The organism is Promicromonospora sp. NPDC059942 (assembly GCF_042731755.1).
Lineage (GTDB): Bacteria > Actinomycetota > Actinomycetes > Actinomycetales > Cellulomonadaceae > Promicromonospora.
Genome location: NZ_JBHWLR010000014.1, coordinates 69980 through 82934, shown reverse-complemented (window position 1 = coordinate 82934; position 12955 = coordinate 69980). Strand labels below are relative to the sequence as shown.

The window sequence follows — 12955 nt, the reverse complement described above, 5'->3', positions numbered from 1 at the left end:
TTCACCGCGCCCCCAGCCGTCGGCTGACCTCGCGCGCCGCACGGGTCGCCTGCTCCGCGAGGCCGGCCCGGGCGCCGTCGTCGTACGTCTCCGAGCGGAACGTGATCGCCAGTCCCGCGACTGGGCGGCCCGTGTGGTCGACGACGGCGGCGGCCACCGACGCGAAGCCCGTCGTCACCTCGCCGTCCTCCACCGCGAAGCCGCGCGCCCGGGCGAGGCGCAGCACGTCGCGCAGCTCGCGCAGCGTGCGCGGCCCGGCGCCGGTCAGGTCGGTGAACGACCCCGGCGTGGGGTACAGGGCGCGCACCTGCGCCGGCGGCAGCAGAGCGAGGACCGCCCGGCCGCTGGCGGTGAGGTGGCTCGGGAGGTGGACGTCGACGTCGGTCACCAGGGGCGGGCGCCCCGCCGCGCGCTGCTCCACCAGGTACAGCACCTCCCGGCCGTTGAGGACGGCGAGGTGCCCGTTCTCGCCCGCGGCCTCCACCAGGCGGGCGACGACGGGCGCCGCCAGCCGGGTGAGCGGCGCCTGCCGCGTGTAGGCGCTGCCCAGGCCCAGGGCCGCGACCCCTAGGCCGTACCGGCGCTCGTCGGGGAAGTGCCGCACGAAACCCTCGTCGCCCAGCACGGAGAGCAGGTGGTAGACGCTGGACCGGGGCACCCCGATGCCGTTCGCGATCGCACCCGCGGGCACCGGACCGGGCTGCGCCGCGAGGAACGAGAGCAGCCGCGCGGTGCTTCGCGCGGCGGGAACGGCGCTGCTGCCGGCCACTGTTTCCTCCCGGGGGAGTCGTCTTGTATCCCAGACTCTATCGATGCCTCCGCCCGCGCCATCCGGGCCGCCGCGGGGTTCGATGAGCGCATGAGCACCCTGCACGACGCGGCGACGACGCCCGCCACCGGCGTGGCCGACCGCGAGGAAACCCCGCACGACCTGCCCCGGCACGTCGTGCTCGACGGCACCCCGCTGACCGTCGAGCAGGTCGTCGCCGTCGCCCGCCACGGCGCGACCGTCGAGATCCACGAGAGCGCGCTGGCCCGCATGGCGCAGACCCGCGCCGTGATCGACGACCTCGCCCACGACGCCGCGCCGCACTACGGCGTCTCCACCGGCTTCGGCGCGCTCGCCCGCCGGCACATCCCCGCCGAGATGCGGGCGCAGCTCCAGGTCAGCCTCGTGCGTTCGCACGCGGCCGGCTCGGGGCCGCAGGTCGAGACCGAGGTGGTGCGGGCGCTCCAGCTCCTCCGCCTCGCGACCCTGGTCACCGGCCACACCGGCGCGCGTCCCGTCACCGCGCAGACCTACGCCGCCCTGCTCGACGCCGGGATCACTCCCGTGGTGCACGAGTACGGGTCCCTCGGCTGCTCCGGCGACCTCGCACCGCTCGCGCACGTCGCGCTCGCCGCCATGGGTGAGGGTCGTGTCCGGGTGGACGGCGAGGAGGTCGACGCCGCCCGGGCGCTCGCCGACGCCGGGATCGAGCCGCTCGTGCTCGCCGAGAAGGAGGGCCTGGCACTCATCAACGGCACCGACGGCATGCTCGGCATGCTCTGCCTCGCGATCCACGACCTGCGTCGCCTGCTCACCACGGCCGACGTCGCGGCGTCCCTGTCCGTCGAGGCGCTGCTCGGGTCGGACGCGCCCTTCGCCGAGGACCTGATCGGCCTGCGCCCGCACCCCGGGCAGGCGGCGTCGGCGTCGAACATGCGCCGCCTCCTGGCGGGGTCGCCGCTCATGGCGAGCCACCGCGAGCTGGACGACGCCGGAAACCCCGTGTGCACCCGCGTGCAGGACGCCTACTCCCTGCGCTGCGCGCCCCAGGTGCACGGCGCGGCCCGCGACACCCTGGACCACGCCGCCACGGTCGCGGGCCGGGAGCTTGCCTCCGCGATCGACAACCCCGTCGTCACGTCGGACGGGCGGCTCGAGTCGAACGGCAACTTCCACGGCGCGCCCGTGGCCTACGTGCTGGACTTCCTCGCCATCGCGGCCGCCGACCTGGCGAGCATGAGCGAGCGGCGCACCGACCGGTTCCTCGACGTCGCGCGCAACGAGGGGCTGCCCGCGTTCCTCGCGCACGACCCCGGCGTCGACTCCGGGCACATGATCGCCCAGTACACGGCCGCCGGGATCGTCTCGGAGCTGAAGCGCCTGGCTGCGCCCGCGAGCGTGGACTCCATCCCGAGCTCCGCCATGCAGGAGGACCACGTGTCGATGGGCTGGGCCGGCGCCCGCAAGCTGCGCCGCTCCGTGGACGGGCTCACCCGCGTGCTCGCGATCGAGGTGCTCACGGCCGCGCGCGCCCTGGACCTGCGGGAAGAAGCCCCGGCGGCGGGTACGGCAGCGGTGCACGACGCCGTCCGCGCCGTCGTGCCCGGCCCCGGACCGGACCGCTACCTCGCCCCGGAGATCGAGCACGTGGTGGGGCTCGTGGCCGGCGGCGAGGTCGTGGCGGCGGCCGCGGGCGCCGTCGGACACCTCCACTGAGCCGCACCTACACCCCAGCCGAGAGCCGAAGGAGACCCAAGTGAACCAGCCGTACGACCGGGGGACCCCCGTACCCGTCCGCGCCCCGCGCGGCACCGCCCTGACCGCCCGGAGCTGGCAGACCGAGGCGCCGCTGCGCATGCTGATGAACAACCTCGACCCCGAGGTGGCCGAGCGGCCCGACGACCTGGTGGTCTACGGCGGCACCGGCCGGGCGGCGCGCGACTGGCCGAGCTACCACGCGATCGTCCGCTCCCTGACTGACCTGCGCGAGGACGAGACCTTGATGGTCCAGTCCGGTCGCCCGGTGGGCGTGCTGCGCACGCACGAGTGGGCGCCGCGCGTGCTCATCGCCAACTCCAACCTCGTGGGCGACTGGGCGACGTGGCCCGAGCACCGCCGGCTGGAGCAGCTCGGCCTGACCATGTACGGGCAGATGACGGCCGGGTCCTGGATCTACATCGGCACCCAGGGGATCCTCCAGGGCACGTACGAGACGTTCGCGGCAGTCGCCGCCAAGCGGTTCTCCGGCACGCTGGCCGGGACGCTCACCCTCACCGGCGGCTGCGGCGGCATGGGCGGGGCCCAGCCCCTGGCCGTCACGCTCAACGGCGGCGTGTGCCTCGTGGTCGACGTCGACCCGGCCCGCCTGCACCGGCGCGTCGAGACGCGGTACCTCGACGTCGTCGCCTCCTCGCTGGACGAGGGGGTCGAGCTGGCGCTGGCCGCCAAACGCGAGCGTCGGGCGCTGTCGGTGGGCGTGGTCGGCAACTCCGCCGACGTCGTGCCGGAGCTGCTGCGCCGCGGCGTCGAGGTCGACGTCGTCACGGACCAGACCTCGGCGCACGACCCGCTCTCCTACCTGCCGTCGGGGGTGGAGCTGGCGGACTGGGCCGACCTCGCGGAGAAGGACCCCGACGGGTTCACCGAGCGGGCGCGCGAGTCGATGGCGCGGCACGTCGAGGGCATGGTCGGCTTCCAGGACGCGGGCGCCGAGGTGTTCGACTACGGCAACTCGATCCGCGACGAGGCGCGCCAGGGCGGCTACGGCCGGGCGTTCGACTTCCCGGGCTTCGTGCCGGCCTACATCCGGCCGCTCTTCGCGGAGGGCAAGGGGCCGTTCCGCTGGGCGGCGCTGTCCGGGGACGAGCGGGACATCGCGGTGACCGACCAGGCCGTCCTCGACCTGTTCCCCGACGACGACCACCTGGGCCGCTGGATCCGCGCCGCCCAGGAGCGGGTCGCGTTCCAGGGGCTGCCCGCGCGCATCTGCTGGCTCGGGCACGGGGAACGCGACGTCGCGGGGCTGCGGTTCAACGAGCTCGTGGCGTCGGGGGAGATCTCCGCGCCCCTCGCGATCGGGCGCGACCACCTGGACTCCGGCTCCGTGGCCTCGCCGTACCGGGAGACGGAGTCGATGGCCGACGGCTCGGACGCGATCGCGGACTGGCCGCTGCTGAACGCCCTGGTCAACACGGCGTCGGGCGCCACGTGGGTGTCGCTCCACCACGGCGGCGGCGTCGGCATGGGGCGCTCGATCCACGCCGGGCAGGTGTCCGTCGCGGACGGGACGGCGCTCGCCGCCGAGAAGCTCGCGCGCGTCCTCGCGAACGACCCTGCGACGGGTGTGCTGCGGCACGTCGACGCCGGGTACGACGACGCCGTCGCGGCCGCCGAGCGCGGCGGGCTGCGCGTGCCGATGCGGGAGGGGGCGTGACGGGTTCCGGTCGGGTGTCGGACGGCGGGGTGTTCGACGGCGGGGGCGTCGTTTCCGACGGAGCGGCGTCGGACGGAGCGGCCGCCGACCGCGGGGCGGCCGGCGGCGGGATGTCCGGCGGCGGGCGCAGAGAGCCCGACAGCGCGGCGCCGGGTGCGGGCTCGAGCAGGGTGGGCTCGGCCGGTGGGACCGGCGTCGGCGGGCTGCTCGCGGCGATCGCCGACGTCGGGCGGGCGCCGTCCGGCGGATACGAGCGGTTCGCCTGGACCGGGCACGACCTCGCCCTGCGCGAGTGGTTCGCCGCCGAGGCCGCGGCGCGCGGTCTGGACGTGACTCTGGACCGGGCCGGGAACCAGTGGGCGTGGTGGGGCGACCCGGACGCCGACGGTCCCGGCGTCGTGACGGGTAGCCACCTCGACTCGGTGCCGGGCGGCGGCGCGTTCGACGGCCCGCTCGGTGTGGCGAGCGCGTTCGCGGCGCTCGACGCGCTGCGGGCTTCCGGTGTGACGCCGGTCAGGCCGCTCGGGATCGTGAACTTCTCCGACGAGGAGGGTGCCCGGTTCGGGCTGGCATGTCTCGGCTCGCGGGCCGTGACCGGGACGGTCTCGGCGGACCGGCTGCTGGCGCTGCGCGACCGGGCGGGGGACAGCCTTGCGGACGTGCTGGGGCGGGTCGGCGGTTCGGGCACGGCCGGGGGGTCCGGCGGGTTCGGTGCGACCGGCGGGGCCCGCGGGGTAAGCGGGTCCGGCGGGGTCGGCGGAGCTGGCAGAGTCGACGGAGTCGGCGGGGCTGGGCCGAACGGCGGGGCTGGACGGACCGGCGGGCTCGGCGGGCTAGGCGGCGTGCGGCTCGAGCACTACGGGCGCGACGACGAGGCCTTGGCGCGCATCGGCGTCTTCGTCGAGCTGCACGTGGAACAGGGTCGGTACCTCGCCGACCTGCCCGACGACGAGGCGGCGCCGGTCGCCGTCGGCGCAGCGATCTGGCCGCACGGCCGCTGGCGCGTCGACCTCGCGGGCGAGGCCAACCACGCCGGCACCACACCGCTGGCGCACCGGCACGACCCGATGCTCGACCTCGCCCGGCTCATCACCGACGTCCGCGCCGCCGCCGAGCACGCCGGGGCGCTCGCGACGCTGGCCAAGGTCGAGGTCGAACCGAACGGCGTCAACGCGATCCCGTCCCGGGTGCGCGCCTGGATCGATGCCCGCGCGCAAACGGAACAGGCCGTCCGTTCGGTGATCGGCGCGCCCGCACCGCCGTCCGACCCCTCGAACGTAGAGGACATCGCCGCAAGAGCGCTCATGAAGCGACCAACCCTACGTTCGACGATTGCCGATCAAGCGATCGGCGATTCGTCGACCAGCGATCCGTCGAACAGCAGGCCGTCGAACGTAGACGTAGTCGCCGCATCAGGGCTTACAGAGCGACCAGGCCTACGTTCGGCCGTCGACGGTGGAGCCGCGATCGGTGAGGGGGTTCGGAGCCGTACTGGCGGGCGGGGGCTCGCCGGGTGGCGGCCCGTCGAGGAGTCCTGGACGCCGGCCACAGTGTTCGACCCGGCGCTCGCGGCGCGGCTCGCCGACGTCGTCGGGCGGCCGGGCTCCGCCCTCCCCGCACCGGTGATCGGCACGGGCGCCGGGCACGACGCCGGCATCCTCGCGGCGGCCGGCGTGCCGACCGCGATGCTGTTCGTGCGTAACCCGACGGGGGTGTCGCACTCACCAGCCGAGTACGCGGAACTGGCCGACTGCGACTCCGGAGTCGAGGCCCTGACCGCCGTCCTCACGGACCTGCTGACGACCCCGGCCTTTCCGCCGTCCGGACCGGACCGCGCTGCCCGGCCGGCGGGGCGCGCGCCGTCGGCTCCGGCGGACCCGAGGTGATCCCCTTTGAGGCCCGGCTTTCTCCGCTTTGCGGCGCGTCAAAGCGGAGAAACCCGGGCCTCAAAGGGGACTGCCGAACAGAGAGATCGTGGAACGCGGAAGGAGAGTCGTGACGAGCTTCTGGTGCGAACGGGCCTGGCTGCCGTGGCCGAGTGAGGCGCTCAGTGAGGCGCCCGCCGGCGCCCCCGGCCGGGTCGTCGAGCGCGGCCACGTCGTCGCGTCCGTCCGGGTCGAGACCGCCGCCGGCCGGATCACCGCCGTCGAGCCCGGCGCCCCGGCGTCGGACGGCGACGTGCGCCTGCGCGGCGTCGCGCTCCCCGGCCTCGCCGACGCGCACTCGCACGCGTTCCACCGCGCGCTGCGCGGCCGCACCCACGCCGACGGCGGGTCGTTCTGGACGTGGCGCCAGGGCATGTACGCCCTGGCCAGGGTCCTGACGCCCGCCCGGTACGAACGACTGGCCCGCGCGCTCTTCGCGGAGCTGGCGCTCGGCGGGACCACCGCCGTCGGCGAGTTCCACTACGTGCACCACCGCGCAGACGGGACGCCGTACCCCGCCGCCGAGGGCGGTCCGAACGCCATGGCCGAGGCCCTGCGGTCCGCCGCCCGCGACGCCGGCGTGCACCTCACGCTGCTCGACACCTGCTACCTGCACGGCGGCCTCGGCCCCGCGGGGCACGAACCGCTCGCGCCGGAACAGGCCCGGTTCGGCGACGGCACCGTCGAGCAGTGGGCCCGGCGCGTCGACGCGCTGCGCGCGGCCTGGGCCGACGACGACCGGGTGCTGGTCGGCGCCGCCGCCCACTCGGTGCGCGCTGTCGCGCCGACCGAGCTCGCAGCCGTGGCCCGCTGGGCGCGGGACGCCGGCGCGCCCCTGCACGTGCACCTGTCCGAGCAGCCGGGGGAGAACGAGGCGGCGCTCGCGACCTTCGGCGGCACGCCGACGCGGCTCCTGCACGACGCCGGGGCGCTCGGCCCCGGCACCACGGTGGTGCACGCGGTGCACCTGACCGACGACGACGTCGCGCTGCTGGGCACCTCGGGCACGGGCGTCTGCCTCTGCCCGACGACGGAGCGCGACCTCGCCGACGGCATCGCCCCCGGGCTCCGGCTGCTGCGCGCGGGCAGCCCGCTGTCGGTCGGCACGGACCAGCACGTCGGCGCCGACGTGCTCGCGGAGGCGCGCGGCGTCGAGGAGCACGAGCGCCTTGCGACCGGCAGGCGCGGCGCGTTCGACCCGGCGGCCCTGATCGGATTGGCGACGTCGGCCGGGCACGCGGCGCTCGGCCGGCCCGACGCAGGCCGCATCGCCGTGGGCGTGCCCGCCGACCTCGTCGCGGTGCGTCTCGACACGCCGCGCACCGCCGGGGCCGGCCCCGCGCAGGTCGCGCTGGTCGCGGGCGCGGCGGACGTGTCGGACGTCGTGGCCGGCGGCGAGCACGTGGTGCGCGACGGCGTGCACCGGGCCGGCGACGTGGCGCGCATGCTCGCCGAGGCGATCGACGAGATCTGGGCCGCGGCGGAGCGGGACATCGCGCGGGACCTCACTGACGACATCACCAGGGGGAGCGACGCATGAGCGTGCTGCTGACGAACATCGGCGAGCTGGTCACCAACGACCCGGCACACGGCGGGTCGGGGCCGGCCGGGGGCGGCACCATGCCGGGCGGCCGGGGAACCGTGGCCGACGGGATCGGCGTCGTGCCGGACGCCGCCGTCATCATCGAGGACGGGCGCATCGCCTGGACGGGCCCGGCGGCGTCGGCCCCGGCGGCGGACGACGTCGTCGACCTCGAAGGACGCTGCGTGCTCCCGGGGTTCGTCGACTCCCACTCGCACGCCGTCTTCGCGGGCGACCGCGCCGCCGAGTTCGCCGCGCGCATGACCGGCGAGCCCTACACCGGCGGCGGCATCGCGACCACGGTCGCCGCGACCCGCGCCGCGAGCGAGGACGCGCTCCGGGCGCGCGGCGGGGCGCTCGTGCGCGAGATGCTCGCGCAGGGCACCACGACCGTCGAGATCAAGAGCGGCTACGGCCAGGACGTCGCCACCGAGGCCCGCACCCTGCGGATCGCCCGCGAGCTCACGCCCGAGACGACGTACCTCGGCGCCCACACCGTCCCTGCCGAGTACGCCGCCGACCGCGCCGGCTACGTCGACCTCGTGACCGGCCCGATGCTCGCCGCCTGCGCGCCCCACGCCCGCTGGGTCGACGTGTTCTGCGAGCCCGCCGCGCCCACGGCGTTCGACGAGGACGAGGCGCGCGCCGTCCTGCACGCCGGGCTGCGCGCGGGACTCGGCGCGCGGGTGCACGGCAACCAGCTCTCGGCCGGCCCGGGCGTGCGGCTCGCCGTCGAGGTCGGGGCGGCGAGCGTGGACCACTGCACCCACCTGACCGACGCCGACGTCGCCGCGCTGGCGGACTCGTGGAGCGGCCTCGCCTCCGGCAGCTTCGGTCCCGGAGGGGCGCCCTCTGCCGACGTCGGGCCCGGAAGTGGGCGATCTGCCGAGCCCGGGTACGTGCAGTTTGCCGACGTCGGGCCTGGAAGTGGGCGGCCTGCCGAGCCCGGGTACGTGCAGTTTGCCGACGTCGGGCCCGGAAGTGAGCGTTCTGCCGACGTCCGGCCGGGCGCCGGGCACGGCACCGTCGCGACCCTGCTGCCCGCGATCGAGTTCTCCACACGGTCGCCGTATCCCGACGCCCGCCGGCTACTGGCCGCGGGCGTCCCCGTCGCGCTAGCCACGGACTGCAACCCCGGCTCGGGCTACTCGTCGTCCATGCCGTTCGTTGTGGCGCTCGCGGTGCGCGAGATGCGCATGAGCCCGGCAGAGGCGCTCTGGTCGGCGACGGCGGGCGGGGCGCTCGCGCTCCGCCGGGACGACGTCGGACACCTGGGCGTCGGCGCCCGCGCCGACCTGACCGTGCTCGACGCCCCGAGCCACACCTACCTCGCGTACCGCCCGGGCGTCCCGCTGGTCCAGCAGGTCTGGCAGCACGGCACCCGCGCCGTCTGACAAGGCCGCGCCGTCTGACGTAGCCCGCGTCGTCTGATGGAGCCCGCGCCGTCTGTCACGCCCCCGTCGTCTGACGTAGCCCGCGCCGTCTGACGTAGCCCGTGTCATCTGACGAAGCCTGCGTCGTCTGTCACGCCCCCGACGTCTGACGAAGCCGGCGCCGTCTGACGTGGCCCGCGCCGTCTGACGTAGCCTGCGTCGTCTGACGAAGCCGGAGGCCCGGGCCAGCCCGGCCGACCTGCCCGCTTTGCCCGACTCGCCCGCGGGGTACTCCCCTTTGAGGCCCGGGTTTCTCCGCTTTGGCTGGTCCGAAAGCGAAGAAACCTGGGCCTCAAAGGAGATGTCCGCGCCAGGGGGTGTCGGCGTCAGCCCCGAACGAGCCCACAGCCGAACGTAGGGTTGGTCGCTTCAAGAGGGCCCACGGAGCGACCAACCCTACGTTCAGTTGCGCCGGCCCGGCCGGCCGCCGGCCCGGCCGGCCGCCGGCCCGGCCGGCCTGGCCTACTGTTCCGTGATGCCCAGCGCCGGGCCTGACACGAAGCTTGCCCGCGCCCCCGCCGCGCCGTGGAGCTCCAGCAGCACCAGCTCGTTGCCGGTGTCGCGCACCAGCGGGCCCGGCACGTACAGCGTGTGCGTGGGGCCGAGGCTCCAGTACCGGCCCAGCAGCTCGCCGTTGACCCAGGCCAGGCCCTTGGACCAGCCGTCGAGCCGCAGGAAGTGGTCGGCCCCGCCGACCGAGTCGAACTCCGCCCGGTACAGCCCGGCCCCGACCGGACGCGGCGCGCCAACGCCGACGCCGACACCCCCGACCGGCAGCGCCCGCCCCGGCGCGTCGAGTGCCGCGCGCAGCAGCTCCGGCGCGTCCTCGACGCGCAGCGCGCCGGCCTCCCAGTCGTCGATCGTGCGCACCGCGGTGCGCACCGGCCCGATCAGGCCCTTGGGCTCGCCGATCCGCGGCCCGTAGTTGACCCGGCCCTGGTCCTCCACCAGCAGCGTGAGGTCGCCCGCGCGGGCGGGCAGCGCGACGGCGAAGCCGTGGGACGCGCGGTCGAGCACGCCGATCTGCTCGTCGTCGAACAGCACGACGGCGCGGTCGCGCACCTCGGCGACGGTCAGGACGGCGTCGTCGGGCCGGATGCGGGTGCGGTACACGGAGAAGCCCGACCACTGCCGCAGGTCGTCGGTCGTGGGCGTCGAGGTGAACGCGCGCAGGTCCTCGCGCAGCAGGCTCGGCAGCGCGTGGGCCAGCGGCACCACGTGGGCGGACAGGTCGACGTCGAGCACCGGCGCACCCGGCGCGCCGGGTGCATCAGCAGAGCCACCGACAGCACCCCCGCCACCAGAACCGGCATCCCCGCCAAAGTCAGCAGCCCCGACCTCCGGCACCGGCACGTGCCGCGCGATGACCTCGCGCATCGCGTGGTACTTGGCCGTGGGCGTGCCGTCCTCGGCGAGCGGCGCGTCGTAGTCGTACGACGTCGTGATGGGCCGGTAGATGCCCTTGTCGTTCGCGCCGCTGGTCAGCCCGAAGTTGGTGCCGCCGTGGAACATGTACAGGTTCACGGACCCGCCCGCCGCGAGCAGGTCGTCCAGGTCGGCGGCGTTCGCCTCGGCCGGGGCGATGTGGTGCTCCAGGCCCCACGAGTCGAACCAGCCGTTCCAGAACTCCATGCACATCAGCGGGCCCGTGGGCTGGTGCCGCCGCAGGATCTCCAGCCGCTCCGTGCTGCGCGAGCCGAACGTCGCGGTCTTGTGCAGCTCCGGCAGGCCGCCGCGGGCGAGCATCTCGTCGTCCGCCTGGTCGCACGTGAACAGCGGCACGTCGATGCCCTGCTCGCGCGTCAGGTCCACGAGCGCGCGCAGGTACTTCTGGCGCTCCGGCAGCGGGTCGTTCCCGTAGGCCCCGTACTCGTTCTCCACCTGCACCATGAGCACCGGTCCGCCGCGCGTCACCTGGCGCTCGGCCACCAGCGGCAGCAGGTTCGCGAAGTACGTGCCGATCGCCGCGAGGAACCGCGGCTCGTGCCGGCGCACGCCCACGGTCCGGTCGGCGAACAGCCAGCCGGGCAGCCCGCCGCCGTCCCACTCCGCGCAGATGTAGGGCCCCGGCCGCACGATGGCGTACAGGCCCTCGGCGGCCACCAGGTCGAGGAACCGGCCGAGGTCACGCCGTCCCGTCAGGTCGAACGACTCCGGGTCGGGCGCGTGGAAGTTCCACGGCACGTACGTCTCGATGGTGTTCAGGCCCATGAGCCGGGCCTTGCGGATCCGGTCGGCCCACTGGTCGGGGTGCACGCGGAAGTAGTGCAGCGCGCCGCTGACGACCTGCATCCGCTCGCCGTCGAGCAGAAAGTCCTCGGGTCCGATCTCGAACGTGGCCATGTGTGGTTCCTCAGGGGGGTGCGGTCGTGCGGCAGAGGCACGAGGCGTGGGGGTAAGGAGGTGGGGACACGGGACGACGGCGGGGGAAGGCCCCCGCCGTCGTCCCGGTCAGCTCAGCCGCGGCTCACTCGGAGACGGTGAAGCCCTGCTCGTTGCCGTACTTGACGATCGACTCCTGCCAGGCGGCCAGGCCGTCGGTCAGCGGGGTCGAGCCGGTGTAGGCCTGGCCCACCGTGTCGGGGAAGATGCTGTTGGCGTAGACCTGGTAGGGCAGGTACTGCCAGCCGGGGACGACGCCGGTGGCGGACGCCGAGAGCACCTCGTTGATCTTCTGCCCGCCGAAGTACTCGGACTCCTCGGCGAGGAACTTCTCGTCGGTGAGGTCGGCGAGCGTCGCCGGGAAGTTGCCGCCCTCCAGGCGGGTGGCCACGCCGTCACCGGCGTTCGCGTACTGGAGGAAGCCGTAGGCCAGCGCCTTCTTGTCGCTCGCCTCGGTGATCGACAGCGCGGAGCCGCCGTTCTCGGCCGTCGCGGTCTCGCCGGCCGTCCACTGCGGCATGGGCGCGACGCGCCAGTCGCCGGACGCCGGGGCGGCGCCGGACTCCAGGTTCGCGGGCATCCAGGCGCCCGTCACCAGGGCTGCGATCTCGCCGCTGCCCAGGCCCTGGAACCACTCGTCGGACCAGGCCGGCACATCGGCGACGAGGTCGTCGTCGAGCAGCTGCTGCCAGGTCTCGGCGAACTTCGTCGAGCCCTCGTCGCCGAGGTCCACGGTCACGTCGGTGCCGTCCACCGCGAACGGGTGGCCGCCGGCCTGCCAGATCATCGACGTCGCGAAGCCGGCGTCGCCGTTGTCCGCGGTGATGTACGTGTTCGGGTCGGACTCGTGGATCTTCTTGGCGGCGTCGACGAACTCGTCCCAGGTGGCCGGCACCTCGACGCCGGCCTTCTCGAACGTCTTCGCGTTGTAGAACAGCGCCATCGGGCCGGAGTCCATCGGCAGGCCGTACACGGCGTCACCGCTGGTCACGGCGCCCCACGGGCCGGGGGAGTAGGTGCCGTCGAGGTCGCTCGCGCCGTACGGCGCGAGGTCGGCCAGCGACTCGCCGATGGAGAACTGCGGCAGGGCGTAGTACTCCATCTGCGCGACGTCGGGCACACCCGAGCCGGCGCTGATCGCGTTCTGCAGGGCCACGTAGTGGTCGTTGCCGGTACCGACGTTCGCCAGCTCGACGTTCACGTTCGGGTACTCGGCCTCGAAGTCCTTGACGACCTGGTCCAGCGTGGGCTCCCAGGCCCAGACCAGCAGGTCGCCGCCCTCCTCGAGGGCCGCGGAGACGTCCTCGGGGGAGACGGTCTCCGCGGCGTCGCCGCCGTCGGACCCCGAACCGCACGCGGTCAGGGTGAGCGCCAGGGTGCTCGCCGCGGCGAGCACGCCCAGGGCGCGGTGGTGGCGGATGGTCATGGTGG

Annotated in this window: 8 protein-coding genes; 5 read left to right on the top strand and 3 right to left on the bottom strand. The window is 74.9% G+C overall.

Features of this window, described 5'->3' with window-relative positions:
- Position 1 precedes the first annotated feature (1 nt).
- On the bottom strand, positions 2–769 hold the full coding sequence (locus ACFV9Q_RS21090; RefSeq protein WP_377236020.1) for an IclR family transcriptional regulator: 768 nt from the start codon (positions 767–769) through the stop codon (positions 2–4).
- Between the two features lie 90 nt (positions 770–859).
- Here ACFV9Q_RS21090 and hutH point away from each other — a divergent pair, with 90 nt between their 5' ends.
- The 5 genes from hutH to ACFV9Q_RS21065 all read left to right on the top strand — a co-directional run bounded on the left by hutH (position 860) and on the right by ACFV9Q_RS21065 (position 9103).
- The gene (gene hutH, locus ACFV9Q_RS21085; RefSeq protein ID WP_377236019.1) at positions 860–2485 is read left to right on the top strand and encodes a histidine ammonia-lyase; all 1626 of its coding nucleotides are present in this window, start codon (positions 860–862) and stop codon (positions 2483–2485) included.
- Positions 2486–2525: 40 nt separating this feature from the next.
- Positions 2526–4202, top strand: coding sequence for a urocanate hydratase (locus ACFV9Q_RS21080; RefSeq protein ID WP_377236018.1), 1677 nt, complete (start codon positions 2526–2528; stop codon positions 4200–4202).
- 203 nt (positions 4203–4405) lie between these two features.
- The gene (locus ACFV9Q_RS21075; RefSeq protein ID WP_377236083.1) at positions 4406–6088 is read left to right on the top strand and encodes a Zn-dependent hydrolase; all 1683 of its coding nucleotides are present in this window, start codon (positions 4406–4408) and stop codon (positions 6086–6088) included.
- A 109-nt stretch (positions 6089–6197) separates the two neighbouring features.
- Complete coding sequence (locus ACFV9Q_RS21070; RefSeq protein ID WP_377236017.1) at positions 6198–7667, top strand: formimidoylglutamate deiminase; 1470 nt, start codon at positions 6198–6200, stop codon at positions 7665–7667.
- Positions 7664–9103 (top strand): amidohydrolase family protein, encoded by a 1440-nt coding sequence (locus ACFV9Q_RS21065; RefSeq protein WP_377236016.1) that lies wholly within the window; start codon positions 7664–7666, stop codon positions 9101–9103. The genes ACFV9Q_RS21070 and ACFV9Q_RS21065 overlap by 4 nt, the downstream gene beginning before the upstream one ends.
- A 501-nt stretch (positions 9104–9604) precedes the next feature.
- Here ACFV9Q_RS21065 and ACFV9Q_RS21060 read toward each other — a convergent pair.
- Both ACFV9Q_RS21060 and ACFV9Q_RS21055 read right to left on the bottom strand, forming a co-directional pair.
- Positions 9605–11485 (bottom strand): beta-galactosidase family protein, encoded by a 1881-nt coding sequence (locus tag ACFV9Q_RS21060; protein ID WP_377236015.1) that lies wholly within the window; start codon positions 11483–11485, stop codon positions 9605–9607.
- A 124-nt stretch (positions 11486–11609) separates the two neighbouring features.
- Positions 11610–12950 (bottom strand): ABC transporter substrate-binding protein, encoded by a 1341-nt coding sequence (locus tag ACFV9Q_RS21055; RefSeq protein WP_377231435.1) that lies wholly within the window; start codon positions 12948–12950, stop codon positions 11610–11612.
- Positions 12951–12955 lie beyond the last annotated feature (5 nt).